A 19112-nucleotide genomic window follows, 5' to 3' on the forward strand; every position below is an offset into this window, starting at 1 on the left:
CCTGAATTACTGCCCTGAATTACTCTGAATTACTGAATGACTCCTGCATGCGCGGGCGCGGCTATCGGGTTCTTAGCTGAGCGCCGGCCGGCGATAACCAGGTTTCCGTGCCACCCTGTAACCAGAACCTGGGCTTTTGCAGTACCTGGCCATCAATCGCCTGCCAGTAGCTGATAACCATGAACAGGTAGCAGGCCGCCAGCGCCGCACCGGCCAAGGTGCCGGTGATCAACCGGGCGGGCGGCAGGGCGGGCGCGGCCATCGGCCAGGACGACGCCACGAACCCTACCGCGATCGTCACCATCAACATGGTGGCCGGAATCATCGGCAATCCGCTGAATTGGCTGTGTACCGCGAACGCCACCAGAACGGCCAGCCCCGGCAGCCCCACCGGGTTGGCCATGATCCGCTCCCTGGCCCGCCAGAGAACGGCGCCCATGAACGCCAGAATACCCAGAATCAGCGCCGTGCAAACAAAGCCCACTTCGTACAGCGTGGTCAGAATAGTATTGTGGGCGTGCCCGAGAAGCTCCCCGGAGATCCCCGCATAACTTAGCGGGCCATGCCCCAGCCAAGGAGATTCCAGGGCCCCGTTCCAGGCCTTCAGGTAAAGCTCAATACGACCGCTGTCTTCGGTGAGCGGCCGCGCACTTGGAAAGGCATGGGCACTGGTCAGCAATAATGCGATACGCAACAGCCCGTAAAGCAGCAAGCCGCCTGCCACGGCGACCAACTGGCCCCGCAGGTAACCGCTCACCTGTTTTTGGTGCCGGTGCAGCAGACACAAACCCGCCACCACCAGCCAGGCCAGAAAAGAACCTCGGGAACCGATCGCCAGCAAAAGAAACGCGATCCATACGGAGAGCAGGTTAATGATGTGGCGGACCGCCCGCCGCTCTGCTGGAAAGGGCGAGGCAAGGCCTGGCAGGATCAACAGGGTCGCCAGCAAAAAGCCGGCGGCATGATTGACGTTTGAAAAACCGAAGACCAGGTACACCTTGGAAAACACGCCGGAGAGCGCCAGCGCGGCCGCGCCGAGTACGGAATAAAGCAGATAAACGCCGAGCCCGAACAGTACCGTGGCCGAGAACGCCCTCTTGAGCGAAACACCACTCCCCGCCCAGGCGTGCCCGAACCCCACCATCAGGGAAATATACAGAACGGGCCGGAGAACCGCTGCCCACAGGAAGCTGACACCATAGGCATGCCAGGCTGAGAGAAGCGCACCCAGCACCACCGCCAGGACCACGACGGAGAGCACGGGACGATCAGCCCATCGTGCCACCAGATAAGGAAAGGAAAGCGCCCCCGCAAACACCAGCCAGAACACCTCCACCCAGCGCTGGAAGTCGAATTCCTGGACCGACACCACCCTCAACCAGGGCTGAAGAATGACCAGCAGCCCGGCGGCGACAGTGAAAAGCAGGGCCGCGCCAGCCCACCGAAATGGCCGCGACGGGGACAGAGCGGTCAGCCCCCGTCCTTCAGTGACTCGACCATTTTGCTGATTACCGACACCGGCTGGTAGCCACTGACCACGGAGCCGTCCTCGAAAATCAGGGTCGGGGTACCTTGCAGACCAATTTGCTGGCCCAGCAGGTACTGCTGTTTGACCGGATTATCGCAGGCCGGGGCCTTGATGCGATTATCATCCATAGCCCTGGAGAACTCTTTCCGGCGGTCCTTGGAGCACCAGACAGCCACCATGGTATCGAAGGCGTCCGACTTCAGGCCCTGCCTCGGGTAAGCCAGGTAGCGCACGGTGATACCCGCCTCATTGAGGTCTTCCATTTCTTCATGCAGCTTGTGACAGAAAGGACAGGTGGTATCGGTGAAGACGGTAACCACCGCCTTCTCATCGTCAGCGGGGAACACGATCATATCGGACTCGTCCAGGCCGGCGATGCTACGGGCAATACCTTCCCGTTCCTGCTGGTCGGTCAGATTGATGGTTCCGCCGTCGGTGGCCTGATAGAGCCGGCCATGCAGGAAGAAACCACCGTCCGCACTGGCGTACAGAACCCGGCCACCTTCCAGACCAACGGTGTAAAGCCCTGGCATTTTGCTGGGCTTGATAAACTCGATTTTGGCGCCCAGTTGGGAGCGCTCCATGGACTTCCGGATAATCTCGGCGTTGTCGTCGGCCAGTGCCAACCCGGCAAAGCCGCCTATGAACAACAGCAGAAAAATTCGCATATCCTCTCCAAATAAAAAGGCGCCTCAAGGGCGCCTTTTTATTTAACACTCAGGGATTAAGAACGGAAGTTAGCCGGCACATATTTCGGCTCACAATCGGAGCTGCCGGTCCAGCCGGTGATCGGGCTGCCGTTGGCATCCGCGCCGACCGGAGTCAGGACCAGATCACAGGCGGTACCCACGCCGGCGCCAGCTTTCACTTTCACGCGAATGTCGGTGCCGTCAACCACCGCGTCCTCGCAGTACTGGGAACCATTGCTAGCGGTCTGAGAGGTACATCCCGCAACGGAAGCGGAGGTCGGCATGGAAGTCTGGGAAGAGTAGTACTCGGTAACCGCGGTCTTACAGGCGGAAATCATGCCCACACACTCGCTCACCTTGGCGCGGGTGGTGTAGTCCTGATAAGCCGGCAGCGCCACGGCCGCCAGAATGCCGATGATCGCCACCACGATCATCAGTTCGATCAGCGTAAAACCCTTCTGCACTTGTTTCATAACAGTCTCTCCGCACTGGAAACTTTTTTATACGTGCTCACCCCCGAGGCGAGCGCCTGCATCCACTTTATGCAGCTATTGGGCCAACTCCTTCACGCCCGGTTTGTCCGGCATCGCGGGGCGCATAGGGCCTGTCGGGGTGCCTTTTTTTGTCACCCGGTGACAGGGTTTGTCAGGTGCCTTGACCTTCAGCGTCAGCTTCAGGCGTCTTCGCAGCTGTGTTCGCCAAATGTCTGATTACACGCCCTTTACAGCTTCCGGCAAGGCTGCCAATCTCTTGCCCGGGGGTAAGACCTTTTTCCCATAACCAGACTATTGTTCCGACCATCGCCCATGAATAGTTCCGTATCGTCCCTGAGCGGCCTCGCCCGCCGCCTGGTAAAGGAAGGACATCTGTCCATGGAGGCGGCGCAGACCGCCACGACGGAGGCCCGCGATGCCAGGACACCCCTGGTTCATCATCTGGTGGCCACCGGCAAGGTGCCGGCCATGGCCGTGGCGCGCTCGGCGGCGGAGGAGTTCGGCGACCCACTGCTCGACCTGAATGCCTTCTCCCGGGAAAACGTGATCAAGGACATCGTCGACCCCAGGCTGGTGACCAAGCACACCATCCTGCCCTTGATGCGCCGTGGCAGCCGCCTGTTCGTGGCGGTGTCCGATCCCACCAACCTGCCCGCACTGGAAGAGATCCGCTTCAACACCGGCCTCAATGTGGAAACGGTGATCGTCGAGGACGACAAGTTGCGGCGCTGGATCGACCAGGTGGAGTCGGAGCAGGAAGGCAAGGCGTTCGAGAACCTGGACGATGATCTGGACAACCTGGAAACCGCCGATACGGCGCCGGCGCCCAGCGGTGGCGAGGACGCCGGGGCCGGCGCCGATGACGCGCCGATCGTGCGTTTCGTCAACAAGCTGCTGCTGGATGCCATCAAGGGCGGCGCCTCGGACCTGCACTTCGAACCCTATGAAAAGAACTACCGGGTGCGGTTCCGCCAGGACGGCATCCTGCAGACCGTTTCCAAGCCGCCGGTGAACATCGCCAGCAAGCTGGCGGCCCGCCTCAAGGTGATGGCGCGCCTGGATATTTCCGAGCGGCGCGTGCCCCAGGACGGGCGCATCAAGCTGAAGATTTCCAAGACCCGGGCCATCGATTTCCGGGTCAATACCTGCCCGACCCTGTTCGGCGAAAAGATCGTACTGCGTATTCTGGACCCGGAAAGCGCCAAGATGGGCATCGATGCCCTGGGCTATGAGCCGGAACAGAAACAGATGTACATGGACGCCCTGGAAAAACCCCAGGGCATGATTCTGGTCACCGGCCCCACCGGCTCGGGGAAAACCGTTTCTCTTTATACCGGCGTGAATATTCTGAACACGCCGGAGCGCAATATTTCCACCGCCGAGGATCCGGTGGAGATCAACCTGGAAGGGGTCAACCAGGTCAACGTCAATCCCAAACAGGGGCTGGATTTTTCCTCCGCCCTGCGGGCGTTCCTGCGTCAGGACCCGGACGTGGTGCTGGTGGGGGAGATCCGTGACCTGGAGACCGCGGAGATCGCGGTGAAAGCCGCCCAGACCGGTCACCTGGTATTGTCCACCCTGCACACCAACAGCGCTCCGGAAACGCTGACCCGGCTGCGCAACATGGGCGTGCCGTCCTTTAATATCGCCACCTCGGTGATCCTGATCATCGCCCAGCGCCTGGCTCGCCGGCTCTGTGAGCACTGCAAGGAGAAGGTGGACGTGCCCGCTCAGTCCCTGCTTGAGATGGGTTTCACGGACGCCGACCTGCAAACCGGTTTTACTGTGTACGGCCCCCATGCCGAGGGTTGTGATAAATGCAGGGGGGGCTACAAGGGGCGAGTGGGGATCTACGAAGTCGTCCGCATTACAGACGGCATCAGCCGCATCATCATGGAAGAAGGTAATTCCATCCAGATTGGCGATCAGTGCCGTCGGGAAGGCTTCAATGATCTTTACCGATCCGGCCTGATCAAGGTCATGCACGGTGTCACCAGCCTTGAGGAGGTGAGCCGCGTGACCAGCGGCCATTAATCGGGGGCAAGGGTAAATACATGGCGAAAACCGCGGCACAGGAAAAGACGGCGACCTTTGTCTATGAAGGTATCGACCGCAAGGGCGCCCGGGTAAAGGGCGAGGTCTCCGGCAAGGGCCCGGCGCTGGTGCGCGCGGAACTGCGCAAACAGGGTATCCAGGCCAAGAAGGTGGTCAAGAAGCGGGAGATGTCCCTGCTCGGTGGCAAGAAGAAAATCAAGCCCATCGACATTGCCCTGTTCACCCGCCAGATGGCCACCATGATGAAGGCCGGCGTGCCTCTGGTGCAGGCGTTCGAGATCGTCGCCGATGGCCTGGACAACCCTTCCATGCGCGACGTGGTGCTGAAGCTGAAGGTGGACGTGGAGGGCGGCAACAATTTCGCCGGCGCCCTGCGCCAGCACCCGCGCCTGTTCGACGATCTGTACTGCAGCCTGATCGAGTCCGGCGAGGCCTCCGGTTCCCTGGAGACCATGCTGGATCGGGTGGCCCTGTATAAAGAAAAAACCGAAGCCCTGAAGGCGAAGATCAAAAAGGCGGTGAAATACCCCATCGCCGTGATCGTGGTGGCGGTGATCGTCACCGGCATTCTGCTGGTTAAAGTGGTACCGACTTTTCAGGAATTGTTCGAGGGGTTTGGCGCCGAGCTGCCCGCCTTCACCCAGTTCGTGATCGGGCTGTCGGAAGGGCTGCAGGCCAATTTCCTGCTTATCCTGCTGATCACCGCCGGGCTGATCTTCGGCTTCGTGGAGGGACGCAAGCGCTCCAGGGGCTTCCACGATGCGGTGGACCGCCTGCTGCTGCGACTGCCGATCATCGGCCCCATTACCCATAAGGCCACCGTGGCCCGCTTCGCCCGCACCCTGTCCACCACCTTCGCCGCCGGGGTGCCGCTGATCGAGGCCCTGGATGCCTGCGCCGGCGCCACCGGCAACGTGGTCTATCGCAAGGCGGTGCTGACGGTGAAGGACGACGTGGCCACCGGCCAGCAGTTGCAGTTCGCCATGCGTGCCACCGGCGTGTTCCCGGCCATGGCGCTGCAGATGACCGCCATCGGCGAGGAGTCCGGTTCCCTGGACGCCATGCTCGCCAAGGTGGCCACCTATTACGAGGACGAGGTGGATAATATGGTGGACGGCCTGACCAGCATGCTGGAGCCGCTGATCATGGCGGTACTGGGGGTGCTGATCGGCGGGCTGATCATCGCCATGTACCTGCCCATCTTCCAGCTCGGCCAGGTGGTATAAACGGTGACGCCTCTGCAGTATCTCGCCGCCAGCCCCACCGCGCTGATCATCGTTACCGCCCTGTTCGGTCTGCTGGTGGGCAGTTTTCTGAACGTGGTGATCCACCGGATACCGAAAATGATGGAGGCCGGCTGGCAAAGGGAGGCCCGGGAACTGCTCGGCCAGCCCGCCGAGGACCAGCCGGTGTTCAACCTGGTGGTGCCCCGCTCCCGTTGCCCCCATTGCGGCCATGGCATCCGCTGGCACGAGAACATTCCGGTGGTCAGCTGGCTGGCGCTCAAGGGCCGCTGCAGCCAGTGTGACGCGCCCATCGGCAAGCGCTATCCGGTGGTCGAGCTGCTCACCGCCCTGGTGGCGGCGCTGTGCGCCTGGCGATTCGGTTACGGCATCTGGCTGGTGTTTACCCTGTACGCCAGCTTTACCCTGCTGGCGCTGGCGGTGATCGATCTGGACACCACCCTGCTGCCGGACGACCTGACCTATCCGCTGCTGTGGGCCGGCCTGCTGGCGGCGCTGGTCGGGGTGTCCCCGGTGCCCCTGCCGGATGCGGTGATCGGCGCCATGGCCGGCTACCTGTCCCTGTGGAGCCTGTACTGGGTGTTCAAGCTGGTCACCGGCAAGGAAGGCATGGGCTACGGCGACTTCAAGCTGCTCGCCGCCCTGGGCGCCTGGCTGGGCTGGCAGTACCTGCCCCTGGTGATCCTGCTGTCGTCGCTGGTGGGGCTGGTGTTCGCCCTGTCGATGATGGCCACCGGCGCCGTCAAACGGGGCCAGGGCATTCCCTTCGGCCCCTACCTGGCCATCGCCGGCTGGATCGCGTTGCTGTGGGGCGAGGAAATCGTCAGCGGTTATCTGGGGCTGTTCGCACTGTAACGCCTATCGCGGCTGAAGCCGCTCCTACCCCACCCGCGTAGGAGCGGCTTCAGCCGCGATCCCCCTGTATCCTGTATCCTGCATCCTGTATCGTCTTCGCTTTTCCGAGGAGCCTTCCATGTTCGTAGTGGGACTGACCGGCGGCATCGGAAGCGGCAAGACCGCCGCCACCGATTATCTGGCCAGGCGCGGCATTGCCGTGGTGGACGCGGACCTGGCTTCGCGCCGGGTGGTGGAGCCGGGGCAACCGGCCCTGGACGCCATCGTCGACCGCTTCGGCGAGCCCGTGCTGCAAACCGACGGTACCTTGAACCGCCGTGCCCTGCGTGACATCGTGTTCAGCGACGAGGCCGCCCGCCGGGATCTGGAGGCCATCACCCATCCGGCCATCGGCGAGGAGCTGCGCCGCCAGATTCTGGCCAGCAGCACCCCTTACACGGTGCTGGTGTCACCGCTGCTGCTGGAAGGCAGTCAGAAGGACATGGTGCACCGGATTCTGGTGATCGATGTGCCGCCGGACGTTCAGGTGGCCCGCACCGTGGCCCGTGACCAGGTGCCCGACACCCAGGTGGCGGCGATCATGAAAGCGCAGATGCAGCGCGACCAACGCCGCGCCCTGGCCCACGACGTGGTGGAAAACCACGGCCCGCTGGCGCTGCTCCACGAACGCCTGGAAGCGCTGCACCAAACCTATCTGAAACTCGCGGAACGACATGGCGGATAAACCCACTCGCATCTACCCCTGCCCCCAATGCAAGAAACCCACCCGCTGGGACGACAATCCCTGGCGGCCGTTCTGCAGTGAACGCTGCAAGCTGATCGATCTGGGTGAATGGGCTTCGGAACGTCACAGCATTCCCGGCGACCCGGACGCGCCCACGGACGATCTGGACGATTTGAGCTGATCGCGGTTGAAGCCGCTCCTACGGTAAGGCGGCGACCTGTAGGAGCGGTTTCAACCGCGATCCAAAACGCCCGTCAAACGCCGGGCCAGAGCCCGCGAATACCGGCCACGCCATAGGCGCCGTGTTCCCGGGCGGTGGCCAGGTCCTCGGGGCCGACACCGCCGAGCGCATAGAACACCAGCGGGTTACCCGCCACTAATTCCTGGAAGTCTTGCCACCCCAGCGGCGAGGCATCCGGATGGGTGGGGGTGGCGCGCACCGGCGACAGGGTGGCCATGTCAGCCCCCACCGCCATGGCCTGGGCGATTTGCGTGGCGTCGTGGCACGCCACCGACAGAAGCCCGTCGAACGCCGGGCGTCCTTCTTCGGCCGCCCGGGCCAGAGCCGGGCCGTTAAGGTGCAACCCGAACGCCCCCTCCCGGGTGGCCAGAGCCGCGTCGTTACGCACCCAGAACCGCAAGCCCCGCTCACGGCAGGCGGCGGTCACGCCGGGGTGAGTGCTCCAGCCCCGCAGGTACACGCCCTGGCGGGCCGCATCCAGACGGCCCAGGCCGGCGATCACCGTCGCCTCGTCCAGGTCCTCAGGGGGAATCACCCACTCCGGCGGCAGTTGCAGCGCCACCGCCACCGGCCGGTTGGCCTCGGGAAAGGCGCGGGCGGAGAGTTCCGTGCGCGGCACCCATTCCACCGGCTGGCCCTCCCGGCCATGGGGCTCGCCGGTAAAGGCGGTGACTTCGCGGAAATGCAGGGTGACCCGCAGGTCCGGGTAGCGATGGCGCACGGTGAGAAACGGGCGGGAGCGCACCGCATCCAGGCCCAGCTCTTCGTGCAGCTCCCGGGCCAGGGCGTGGTCAAGCGCCTCGCCGGGCTCCACCTTGCCGCCGGGGAATTCCCAGAGGCCACCCTGGTGCTTGTGCTCCGGGCGCCGGCTCAGGCACAGGCGGTCATGGCCATCGGGAATGATCCCGGCGACAACGACGATTTCGGGGAGGGGGGAGGACATGGGGTGTGGGGCTCCGGGACGTTGGGCTTGGTCGCGGCTGCGCTGAAGCGGATCGCGGCTGAAGCCGCTCCTACGGCGGGGTGGGTGGAGCCGTAGGCGGCTTCAGCCGCGATCCAGCGGTCAGGTGCGGTATTCGGCGTTGATCTTCACGTAGTCGTAGCTGAAGTCGCAGGTCCACACCTGGCCCTGGCCCTGGCCGGTGCCCAGGTCCACGCGGATGGTGATATCCGGGCGGGCCATCACCCGGGCGCCCTGCTCTTCCGTGTAGCTGTCGGCCACGCCGCCTTCGGCGACGATCCGCACGTCGTCCAGCCACACCGACACCTTGCGCACATCCAGGCGCTCGATGGGGGCGCGGCCGACGGCGGCGAGAATCCGCCCCCAGTTGGGGTCGGAGGCGAACAGCGCGGTTTTCACCAGCGGCGAGTGGCCAATGGTTTCCGCCACGACCTGGGCATCCCGGTCGCTGTCGGCGCCGGACACCTGGATCGATACGAACTTGCTGGCCCCTTCCGCGTCCCGGATCAGGGCCTGGGCCAGTTCCACGAACACCGCTTCCAGCGCTTCGTAGAGCATGGCCGCCGACCGGGAATCACCATCCTCGATGGTCACTCCGCTGCGCCCCGAGGCGATCAGCACGCAGGCGTCGTTGGTGGAGGTGTCGCCGTCCACGGTGATGCGGTTGAAGGACACGTCGGCCAGGCTTTTCAGCCAGCGGTCCAGCAGCGGCTGGGCAACGCCGGCGTCGGTGGCGATAAAGCCCAGCATGGTGGCCATGTTCGGCTTGATCATGCCGGCGCCCTTGGCCATGCCGGTCAGGGTCACGGTTTCGCCGTCCAGCTCAATGCGACGGCTGGCCACCTTGGGCACCGTGTCGGTGGTCATGATGCCTTCCGCGGCCCGGCCCCAGCCGTGCTCATCCAGGCTTTCCAGAGCCCGCGGCAAGCCTTCCTCGAAGGGTTTCATGGGAAAGGCCTGGCCAATCACACCGGTGGAGAACGGCAGCACCTCCGAGGGCGCGCAATGGGCCAGCTCGGACAATAACAGGCAGGTTTCCTCGCAATAGGCGAAGCCCTTGTCGCCGGTGCCGGCGTTGGCGTAGCCGGTGTTGATCATCAGATAGCGCGGCGCGCTTTCCTTGAGATTGCGCCGCGCCACCTGCACCGGCGCCGCCTGAAAGCGGTTGGTGGTGAACACGCCGGCGGTACGGCTGCCTTCGGCCAGCTCAATCACCACCAAATCCTTGCGGTTGGCCTTCTTGATACCCGCTTCAATGGCGGCCAGTTTGACCCCGGCCACCGGGAACCATTGCGTCTGTGTCATGATCAGGATTCCAGCTTACCGTGGCACTGCTTGTATTTTTTGCCGGAGCCGCAGGGGCAGGGCTCGTTGCGGCCGATCTTGCGACCTTCCCGAACCACCGTGCGCGTTGCCTCGTCGCCCTGCGGGGCGGCCGCCGGCGCGGCGCCGTCGGTGCTCGGGGCGGCCAGCTGCTCCTGCCGGGCGTTCATTTTTTCCGCCTGCTCACGGGCTTCCTCGCGGCGTTGCTCTTCAAGACGCTCCACCTCGTCGTCGCGACGCACCTCGAAGCTGTGCACCACCCGGATCAGCTCATGCTGAATCTGGTTGAGCATGGTCTGGAACAGTTCGAACGCTTCCTTCTTGTACTCCTGCTTGGGGTTCTTCTGGGCATAGCCCCGCAGGTGGATGCCCTGGCGCAGGTGGTCCATGCTGGCCAGGTGTTCCTTCCAGTGGCGGTCGAGAATCTGCAGCATCAGGTGTTTCTCGATCTGGCGCAGGGTGTCCGCGCCGATGTCCGCCCGCTTGCGCTCGTACTGGGCTTCCATCTGTTCGATAACACGCTCGGTGATGCCTTCGATGTGCAGGCCCTTGTCCTCGTCCAGCCAGCGCTGGATCGGCACATCGCAGCCGTATTCGGCGTACAGGGTCTTTTCCAGGCCCTCCGCGTCCCACTGGTCTTCCACGGAGCCCGGCGGCATATGGTTGTGCACCACCTCCGGCACCACGTCGCGGCGGATGCTTTCCACCGATGAGGCCAGATCCTCGCTTTCCAGAATCTGCTCCCGCTGGCTGTAGACCACCTTGCGCTGGTCGTTGGCCACGTTGTCGTATTCCAGCAGGTTCTTACGAATGTCGAAGTTGCGCGCTTCCACCTTGCGCTGGGCGTTCTCAATGGCGCGGGTGACCCAGCGGTGCTCGATGGCCTCGCCGTCCTTCAGCCCCAGGGAGCGCATCATGTTGCGCACCCGGTCGGACGCGAAGATGCGCATCAGATCATCTTCCATGGACAGGAAGAAGCGGGTGTAGCCCGGGTCGCCCTGACGGCCGGCCCGGCCGCGCAGCTGGTTGTCGATGCGCCGGGATTCGTGGCGCTCGGTGCCGATGATGTGCAGGCCGCCGGCCTCCAGCACCTTCTTGTGGTTCTCCTCCCATTCGGAGCGGATCTTCTCCGCCAGCTCCTCGGAGGGCTCGTCCATGTGCTTGATTTCTTCCTCGGCGTTACCGCCGAGCATGATGTCGGTACCGCGACCGGCCATGTTGGTGGCGATGGTCACGGTGCCCGGCCGGCCGGCCTGGGCGATCACCTGCGCCTCGCGCTGGTGCTGTTTGGCGTTGAGCACCTGGTGCTTGATCTTTTCCTGGGTGAGCCGCTGGGCCAGATACTCGGAGGCCTCGATGGTGGCGGTACCCACCAGCACCGGCGCGCCACGCTCCACGCAGTCGCGCACCGCCTCGACGATGGCGTCGAATTTCTCCTGCAGGGTCAGGTAGACCAGATCGTTGGCGTCCTTACGGACCATCGGCCGGTTGGTGGGAATCACCACCACGTCCATACCGTAAATCTGGCGGAATTCCACCGCCTCGGTGTCGGCGGTACCGGTCATGCCGGCCAGCTTCTCGTAGAGCCGGAAATAGTTCTGGAAGGTGGTGGAGGCCAGCGTCTGGTTTTCCTGCTGGATGCGCACCCCTTCCTTGGCTTCCACCGCCTGGTGAATGCCCTCGGACCAGCGGCGGCCGGGCATGGTGCGGCCGGTGTGCTCGTCGACGATCACGATCTGGCCGTTCTGCACCACGTATTCGCGGTCCTTGTGGAACAGCGCGTGGGCCTTGAGCGCCGCGTGCACGTGGTGCAGCAGGGTCAGGTTATGGGCGGCGTAGAGGCTTTCGCCCTCCTCCAGGATGTTGTTTTCCACCAGCAGCGACTCGATCAGCTGGTGGCCTTCCTCGGTGAGCTCCACCTGGCGCTGTTTCTCATCGATGAAATAGTCGCCTTCGTCTTCCTCGGTCTGCGCCTTGAGCCGGGGAATCAGCACGTTCATCTGCTTGTACAGCTCGGAGGAGTCCGCCGCCGGGCCGGAAATGATCAACGGCGTGCGCGCCTCGTCGATCAGGATCGAGTCCACCTCATCGACAATGGCGTAATAGAGCGGCCGCTGCACCCGGTCTTCCAGACGGAACGCCATGTTGTCGCGCAGATAGTCGAAGCCGAATTCGTTGTTGGTGCCGTAGGTCACGTCGCAGGCGTAGGCTTCGCGTTTCTGTTCCTGGGGCTGCTGGGAAAAGATCACGCCCACGCTCAGGCCCAGGAATTCGTACAGCGGACGCATCCAGTTGGCGTCCCGCTCGGCCAGATAGTCGTTCACCGTGACCACATGCACGCCGCTGCCGGTGAGGGCGTTCAGGTAGGTGGGCAGGGTGGCGGTCAGGGTTTTACCTTCCCCGGTGCGCATCTCGGCGATGCGGCCCTCATGCAGGGCGATGCCCCCCATCAACTGGACATCGAAATGGCGCATGCCCATCACCCGGGTGGCGGCTTCGCGGCATACCGCGAAGGCTTCCGGGAGCAGCTCGTCGAGAGTCTTGCCTTCGGCGTGGGCGGCCTTCAGTTCGGCGGTCTTGGCCTGCAACGCGGCGTCGTCCAGTTGCGCGATCTCATCGGTGCGGGCGTTGACCGCCGTCACCACACGGCGGATCCGCTTGAGCTCGCGGTCGTTCTTGGTCCCGAAGACTGTCTTGACGATGGTAGCCAGCATGAAACGTCCGTTCTTATATCAATGGGTAGGGCGAAAAGAAGCCATTCTAAACACAATAGACCAGGGAGATAAGGTGTGAGGGCAGAGTTTCAAGTTGCAAGTGAAAAGTTGAAAGGGGCTCCTCTTGCACCCGCAACGCCGGGGGCGGCCAGCAGCGGGCATGCGCGGGCAAGGCTCGGCCCCTGGCATGGCCGGGCCCGCGTTTCAACTTGCAACTTGTAACTGCTTTTCAGCGGCGGGCGCGGTAAATATAGGGGTGCGGATTGACCTGACGCCCGTCCTTGAGCACTTCGTAGTGGACATGGGGGCCGGTGGAGCGGCCGGAGGAGCCCATCAGGGCCACCACGTCGCCGGTGCGCACGATGTCACCCACCTTCACCCGTACTTCCTTGGCGTGGCCGTAGCGGGTGCTGATGCCATTGCCGTGGTTGATTTCCACCAGCCGGCCGTAGCCGGTGCGCTCGCCGGCGTAGGTGACCACGCCGGCGGCGGTGGCCACCACCTCGGAGCCGTCCTTGCCGGCGAAATCCACGCCGCCGTGCCAGGCCAGCTTGCCGGAGAACGGGTCGGCGCGGCGGCCGAAGCGGCTGGACATCCAGCCGTGCACGATGGGGCGCCCGGCCAGGAAGGTTTCACTCTCCAGGTGCCGGTCGGCGAGCAGGTTCTCAAGGATGTTGAGTTGTTGTTCGCGGCGTTCCAGGGTGTCGGTGAGGGCGTTCAGTTCCTGCAGGAAGGACGGCGGGGTAAAGGCACTGCCCTCCTCGGTTTCCGGGCCACCCACCGCCATGCCGCCACCGAAGTCGAATTCTTCGCTGTCGATGCCGGCCACGTCCACCAGCCGCTCGCCGAGGGCGTCCAGCCGGGTGAGCCGGGCCTGGGCATCCGCCAGCTTCAGGGTCAGAGCGCGGATCTGCTCCTCGCTGAGCCGCTTCAGCTCGGAGACTTCGTGGGCCTGGGTGTTCAGGTGATCCTGGAAGCGGGCGGCCACCGCGTCGGTGTAGGACGGCGGCGCCCAGCGATAGCTGACCCAATAGGCACCCACTCCCAACAGCACCGGAATCACCACCAGCAGCGCCAGCAGCATCAACGGCAGATGACGCGGCAGCGACAACGTTCGGGAGTGGCCCCGCTTGCTGTTCAACAATATGATGTTCATGGAATGGCGAACCACCTCTTCACTCGCGGAACCTTTGCTCCGACCGATTCGGGGGAAAGGGGTTCAAAAACGGGCCATCACGGGCGCGCCCGCGGCTCGCCCGGGTAGATCCATGGCCGTGAAGCGCCCCCCGGAGGGTGAAACAAAAGGTGCCTTAAATGATTTTTTACAATCGCAGGGTAGCGTAAGGAAAAGGCATGAGCAAGAAAACCCTGCCGGACGAACTCCAGGGGCTGATCCATGCCCATCCGGCCCTGGCGCGCCTGGCGCGGGCCGCCAACCGCCAGCAACAGGGCACCCACGGCGACCCGCGGGAGTGCCTGCCGCCGGCCCTGCGCGACCGGGTGCGATTGGTGGAGCAGGAACAGCGCTGGCTGGCTTTGGTGGAAACCAGCGCCACCGCCCATCTGCTGCGCTTCCACCTGCCGCGCCTGGAGCGCGCCCTGCCCTCCGGCCAGGCGGTGAAGATCGTGGTCACCGGGCGCCGCGAGCTGGGCGCCTCGGCGCCGGGGGCGGCGCCCGCCGCCGGCCCCACCCTGGACGCCGGCAGTGCCCGGCATCTGCGCCAGGCGGCGGATTATATTGATGATCCGGACCTGGCGGCGGCTCTACGTCGGTTGGCGGGTCGGGCGGGGTCGAGTGATCGCGGCTGAAGCCGCTCCTGCGGGCGGGGGCGGCGGCCCAAAATAAGAGCGCCCCGGTCGCGGGAGACGACCGGGGCGCACAGGGAAGCATCCACCGTGATCCGTCACGGCGTGCCTGGGGCGGAGCGGGTTACTCCGCGGCCATGATTGGCTTCACGTAGGAGATCGGCGCGGTGTCCGCGTCCTCGAACGTGACCAATTCCCAGGCGTCCTCCTGCTTGAGCAGCTCACGCAGCAGGGCGTTGTTCAGGGCATGGCCGGATTTGTGACCCACGAATTCGCCGATCAGGCTGTGGCCCAGCTGATACAGGTCGCCGATGGCGTCCAGCATCTTGTGCTTGACGAATTCATCGTCGTAACGCAGACCGTCCTCGTTGAGGATGCGAAACTCGTCCACCACGATGGCGTTGTCGACACTGCCACCGAGGGCCAGGTTCTGGCTGCGCAGGAATTCGATGTCACGCATGAACCCGAAGGTCCGGGCCCGCGCCACTTCCTTCACGAAGGACGTGGAGGAGAAGTCGATGCTGGCCAGCTGGCTGCGTTCCTCGAACACCGGGTGGTCGAAGTCGATGGAGAAGGTCACCTTGAAGCCATCGAACGGCACGAAGGTGGCCACTTTGTCCTGCTCGCGGACGGTGACTTCCTTCTTGATGCGGATGAACTTCTTGGCGGCTTCCTGCTCCTTGATGCCGGCGGACTGCAGCAGGAACACGAAGGGCCCGGCGCTGCCGTCCATGATCGGCACTTCCGGCGCCGACAACTCCACATAGGCGTTGTCGATACCCAGGCCAGCCATGGCCGAGAGCAGATGTTCCACGGTACCGACCTTGACCCCATCCTTCACCAGGGTGGTGGACAGGGTGGTCTCGCCCACGTTCTCGGCGCCGGTGGAGATTTCCACCACCGGGTTCAGGTCCACCCGACGGAACACGATGCCCGTGTCGGCCGGTGCCGGCCGCACCGTCAAATAGACCTTCTCACCGGTGTGCAAACCCACGCCGGTGGCGCGGATCACGTTTTTGAGGGTTCGTTGTCTGATCATTGATCCGTCACAAAATTCCGGTATCCGTTAAGGATACAGCCATCCTCAACGCAAATAGGGGGCGATCATAACAAAAATCCCTTTTGCGCACCACGTATCCGCCGCCGTCAGTCAGCCTGACGGCGCAGGAACGTCGGAATATCAATGAAATCCAGGTCTTCCGCGGTGTTGACCGCCTGCCGGCCACCGCCAGCCGCCTGCTGCTGGGCGCGCTTGCGCTCCACCGCGGGGCGGTCCAGGTCGTTGTAGTCCACACGACCGTCGGCACCCAGGGGGGTTTGACGGCCACGCACCACCTTCAGTTCCTGCTGGGCGGCGCCCAGGCCGGTGGCGACCACGGTGACGGAGATATTGTCGCCCATATCCGGGTCGATGGCCGTGCCGATGATCACATTGGCGTCTTCGCTGGCCAGTTCGCTGACGATATCACCCACTTCGGAGAACTCGTCCAGGGCGATGGACTCGTTGGCGGTGATGTTGATCAGGATGCCGCGGGCGCCGCGCAGGTCCACGTCTTCCAGCAGCGGGCTGGAAATCGCCGCCTGGGCCGCTTCCGCCGCCCGGTTGTCGCCGCTGGCGATGCCGGTGCCCATCATCGCGGTGCCCATTTCGCTCATCACGGTGCGCACGTCGGCGAAGTCCACGTTGATCATGCCCGGGCGCACGATCAGATCGGCGATGCCCTTGACCGCGCCCTGCAGCACCTCGTTGGCCGCCTTGAAGGCGTCCAGCAGGGTGGTGGAGCCGCCCAGCACGGACTGCAGCTTCTCGTTGGGGATGGTGATCAGCGAGTGCACGTGCTCCTTGAGCGCCTCGATGCCTTCCTGGGCGGAGCGCATGCGCTTCTTGCCCTCGAACGGGAACGGCTTGGTGACCACCGCCACGGTGAGGATGCCCAGTTCCTTGGCGATCTCGGCCACCACCGGCGCCGCGCCGGTACCGGTGCCGCCGCCCATGCCGGCGGTGACGAACACCATATCGGCGCCGTCCAGCAGCTCGGCGATGCGCTCACGATCTTCCAGCGCGGATTGCCGGCCGATGTCCGGGTTGGCGCCGGCGCCCAGGCCCTTGGTGACCTGGCTGCCCAGCTGAATCACGGTTTTCGCCGAGGAATTGCGCAGTGCCTGCGCGTCGGTGTTGGCGCAGATGAAATCCACGCCTTCCACGTTTGAGCGCACCATGTGGTCCACGGCGTTGCCGCCGCCACCACCAACGCCCACTACCTTGATGACCGCGCCATGGGGTACGGAATCTTCGAGTTTGAATTGCATGGTTGATCTCCCGTTGATGCTTCCCTGTTTACTGCTTCTTTCAATCCCGTCCGGACCATCCGGGCGGGTTCGAAACCGTTTTGTTCGCGGTTTTCACCGCGATCCTCACAAATTGCCCTGGAACCACTTCTTGAAGCGTTCCAGCCAGTTCACTTCGCCACCGCCGGCCTGGGCCCGGGGGCTGCGTCCTTCTTTCTCCATGCGCTGGCCGTACAGCAGCAGGCCCACGGAGGTGGAATAAATCGGATTGCGCACCACGTCGGTGAGGCCCGCCACGCCCTGGGGCGTGCCCAGCCGCACCGGCATGTGGAAAATCTCCTCCGCCAGCTCCACCGCGCCCTCGATCTTGGAGGAGCCACCGGTGAGTACGATGCCGCCGGGGATCATGTCCTCGAACCCGGAACGGCGGATTTCCGCCTGGATCAGGGTGAACAGCTCGTCGTAGCGCGGCTCCACCACCTCGGCCAGGTTCTGGCGGCTGAGGGTGCGCGGCGGCCGGTCGCCAACGCTGGGCACCTTGATGGTCTCGTCGGCGCCGGCCAGCTGGGTCAGCGCGCAGGCGTACTTGATCTTGATCTCGTCGGCGTGCTGCTTGGGCGTGCGCAGCGCCATGGCGATGTCGTTGGTGACCTGGTCGCCGGCGATGGGGATATTGGCGGTGTGGCGGATCGCCCCTTCGGTGAAGATGGCGATGTCGGTGGTGCCGCCGCCGATATCAACGATGCACACGCCCAGCTCGCGCTCGTCCTCGGTGAGCACGGAATGGGCGCTGGCCAGCTGCTCGAGGATGATGTCCTCCACCTCCAGGCCGCAGCGGCGCACGCACTTCTCGATGTTCTGGGCGGCGTTCACCGCGCAGGTCACCAGATGCACCTTGGCTTCCAGGCGCACACCGCTCATGCCCACCGGCTCGCGCACGCCTTCCTGGTTGTCCACCACGTATTCCTGGGGCAGCACGTGCAGGGTCTTCTGGTCCGCCGGAATCGCCACCGCCTGGGCCGCGTCGATGACCCGGTCGATGTCCGCCTGGGTCACTTCCCGGTCGCGGATGGCGACGATGCCGTGGGAGTTGAGGCTGCGCACGTGGGACCCGGCGATGCCGGCGTACACGGAATGGATCTGGCAGCCGGCCATCAGCTCCGCCTCTTCCACCGCGCGCTGAATCGAGCGCACGGTGGCCTCGATGTCCACCACCACGCCCTTCTTCATCCCCCGCGACGGCTGGGAGCCGAGGCCCACCACTTCCACGGTGCCCTCCTCGGTGACCTGACCGACGATGGCCACCACCTTGGAGGTGCCGATGTCGAGGCCCACGATCATGTTGTCCACTGCGTTCGCCATTAGAGGTGCGTCCCCTGTTTGCTCATGCCTTTTGATCCCGCCAGGTCACCGCTATGCCATCGGCATAGCGCAGGTCGACCCGGGCCACTCCGCGGCTGTCGGTGCTCAGCACGCCACGGTAAAGCCGCGTGAAGCGGCGTAATTTGCCCACGTAATTTTCCCGGTCCACCACCACCTGCATCTGGTTGTCCAGGGTCAGGCGGGCGGTGAGCCGCGCGTTGACTTCCATGCGTTCGATGTTCAGGCCCACTTCCCGCAGCAGCTTGCTCATGCTGTGGTAGAAGCCCATTACCGCCTCCAGCCGCTGGTCCGGCCCGTTCAGGCGCGGCAGACCGGTCAGGTCGTACTGTTTCAGCGCCTGGAACGGCTCGCCGTTGCGCGACACCAGCACGCTGTCGTTCCACACCGCCACCGGCTCGCGCTCGGTGATGATCAGCTTGACGGTGTCCGGCCACTGACGGCGTACCGACACGTCCGACACCCAGCTGAGGCTGGCGGCGCGCTGGTAGATCGCTTCCAGCGGCAGCGAAAAATAGTTGGCGTCGCGCACCAGGGCCGCCAGCGCCGTCTGTACCTGTTGCTGACGGCGCACGTCGGTGACCCCGTCCACGCCGACCTTGCGGATCGGGTACTGATCCAGCACCCGGGGCAACCAGATCACGGCGGCCACCAGCACCACCGCCACCAACGAAGCCAGCACACCGGGCACCGCCCCCGCCAGCCGCTCGCGCAGCGGCACACGGGGCGGTTTGGCTACCTGGCGGCGGGCGCCGCGTTGGGGCGCCGCGTTGCGGGCACCGCGCTTGGCGCCCCTGGAACCCACTAAA

At 64.4% G+C, this 19112-nt stretch carries 17 protein-coding genes; 6 read left to right on the forward strand and 11 right to left on the reverse strand.

Annotated elements, in window-relative coordinates; all coding sequences use genetic code 11:
* Positions 1 to 61: 61 nt before the first annotated feature.
* From FGS76_RS18335 to FGS76_RS18345, 3 genes are all read right to left on the reverse strand, one after another.
* Positions 62 to 1369: an O-antigen ligase family protein gene (locus tag FGS76_RS18335; protein ID WP_138774104.1), complete on the reverse strand. Its 1308-nt coding sequence runs from the start codon at positions 1367 to 1369 to the stop codon at positions 62 to 64.
* Positions 1370 to 1470: 101 nt separating this feature from the next.
* The gene (gene dsbC / locus FGS76_RS18340; protein WP_138774105.1) at positions 1471 to 2196 is read right to left on the reverse strand and encodes a bifunctional protein-disulfide isomerase/oxidoreductase DsbC; all 726 of its coding nucleotides are present in this window, start codon (positions 2194 to 2196) and stop codon (positions 1471 to 1473) included.
* A gap of 56 nt (positions 2197 to 2252) precedes the next feature.
* The gene (locus FGS76_RS18345; protein WP_138774106.1) at positions 2253 to 2690 is read right to left on the reverse strand and encodes a pilin; all 438 of its coding nucleotides are present in this window, start codon (positions 2688 to 2690) and stop codon (positions 2253 to 2255) included.
* A gap of 333 nt (positions 2691 to 3023) precedes the next feature.
* On the opposite strand from FGS76_RS18345, the gene pilB reads away from it, so the two are divergent.
* The 5 genes from pilB (at position 3024) to FGS76_RS18370 (ending at position 7770) form a co-directional block, all read left to right on the forward strand.
* Positions 3024 to 4745, forward strand: a complete 1722-nt coding sequence (pilB, locus tag FGS76_RS18350) for a type IV-A pilus assembly ATPase PilB (protein ID WP_138774107.1) — start codon at positions 3024 to 3026, stop codon at positions 4743 to 4745.
* A 20-nt stretch (positions 4746 to 4765) separates the two neighbouring features.
* Positions 4766 to 5992 (forward strand): type II secretion system F family protein, encoded by a 1227-nt coding sequence (locus FGS76_RS18355; protein ID WP_138774108.1) that lies wholly within the window; start codon positions 4766 to 4768, stop codon positions 5990 to 5992.
* 3 nt (positions 5993 to 5995) lie between these two features.
* Complete coding sequence (locus tag FGS76_RS18360; protein ID WP_138774109.1) at positions 5996 to 6865, forward strand: prepilin peptidase; 870 nt, start codon at positions 5996 to 5998, stop codon at positions 6863 to 6865.
* 118 nt (positions 6866 to 6983) lie between these two features.
* Complete coding sequence (gene coaE, locus FGS76_RS18365; RefSeq protein WP_138774110.1) at positions 6984 to 7589, forward strand: dephospho-CoA kinase; 606 nt, start codon at positions 6984 to 6986, stop codon at positions 7587 to 7589.
* A complete protein-coding gene (locus tag FGS76_RS18370; protein WP_138774111.1) occupies positions 7579 to 7770 on the forward strand; it encodes a DNA gyrase inhibitor YacG in 192 nt (63 codons plus the stop codon). Before coaE ends, FGS76_RS18370 begins: the two co-directional genes overlap by 11 nt.
* Before the next feature lie 73 nt (positions 7771 to 7843).
* Here the strand turns inward: FGS76_RS18370 and FGS76_RS18375 are convergent, their stop codons facing one another.
* From FGS76_RS18375 to FGS76_RS18390, 4 genes are all read right to left on the reverse strand, one after another.
* The gene (locus tag FGS76_RS18375; RefSeq protein WP_138774112.1) at positions 7844 to 8773 is read right to left on the reverse strand and encodes a Nudix family hydrolase; all 930 of its coding nucleotides are present in this window, start codon (positions 8771 to 8773) and stop codon (positions 7844 to 7846) included.
* A 120-nt stretch (positions 8774 to 8893) separates the two neighbouring features.
* On the reverse strand, positions 8894 to 10096 hold the full coding sequence (gene argJ, locus FGS76_RS18380) for a bifunctional glutamate N-acetyltransferase/amino-acid acetyltransferase ArgJ (RefSeq protein ID WP_138774113.1): 1203 nt from the start codon (positions 10094 to 10096) through the stop codon (positions 8894 to 8896).
* A 2-nt stretch (positions 10097 to 10098) separates the two neighbouring features.
* A complete protein-coding gene (gene secA / locus FGS76_RS18385; RefSeq protein WP_138774114.1) occupies positions 10099 to 12828 on the reverse strand; it encodes a preprotein translocase subunit SecA in 2730 nt (909 codons plus the stop codon).
* A gap of 229 nt (positions 12829 to 13057) precedes the next feature.
* Positions 13058 to 13984 (reverse strand): M23 family metallopeptidase, encoded by a 927-nt coding sequence (locus FGS76_RS18390; RefSeq protein ID WP_138774115.1) that lies wholly within the window; start codon positions 13982 to 13984, stop codon positions 13058 to 13060.
* Between the two features lie 197 nt (positions 13985 to 14181).
* Between FGS76_RS18390 and FGS76_RS18395 the strand changes: the two genes are divergently transcribed.
* A complete protein-coding gene (locus tag FGS76_RS18395; RefSeq protein WP_170214516.1) occupies positions 14182 to 14637 on the forward strand; it encodes a hypothetical protein in 456 nt (151 codons plus the stop codon).
* Between the two features lie 121 nt (positions 14638 to 14758).
* Here FGS76_RS18395 and lpxC read toward each other — a convergent pair whose 3' ends face one another.
* The 4 genes from lpxC to FGS76_RS18415 all read right to left on the reverse strand — a co-directional run bounded on the left by lpxC (position 14759) and on the right by FGS76_RS18415 (position 19108).
* A complete protein-coding gene (lpxC, locus tag FGS76_RS18400) occupies positions 14759 to 15673 on the reverse strand; it encodes a UDP-3-O-acyl-N-acetylglucosamine deacetylase (RefSeq protein WP_138774116.1) in 915 nt (304 codons plus the stop codon).
* 107 nt (positions 15674 to 15780) lie between these two features.
* On the reverse strand, positions 15781 to 16944 hold the full coding sequence (gene ftsZ / locus FGS76_RS18405; RefSeq protein ID WP_138774117.1) for a cell division protein FtsZ: 1164 nt from the start codon (positions 16942 to 16944) through the stop codon (positions 15781 to 15783).
* A 105-nt stretch (positions 16945 to 17049) separates the two neighbouring features.
* A complete protein-coding gene (gene ftsA, locus FGS76_RS18410; RefSeq protein ID WP_138774118.1) occupies positions 17050 to 18285 on the reverse strand; it encodes a cell division protein FtsA in 1236 nt (411 codons plus the stop codon).
* Positions 18286 to 18307: 22 nt separating this feature from the next.
* On the reverse strand, positions 18308 to 19108 hold the full coding sequence (locus tag FGS76_RS18415) for a cell division protein FtsQ/DivIB (RefSeq protein ID WP_240692599.1): 801 nt from the start codon (positions 19106 to 19108) through the stop codon (positions 18308 to 18310).
* Positions 19109 to 19112: the final 4 nt, after the last annotated feature.

Origin of the sequence: Alloalcanivorax gelatiniphagus (assembly GCF_005938655.1) — a bacterium.
Taxonomy (GTDB): Bacteria; Pseudomonadota; Gammaproteobacteria; order Pseudomonadales; family Alcanivoracaceae; genus Alloalcanivorax; species Alloalcanivorax gelatiniphagus.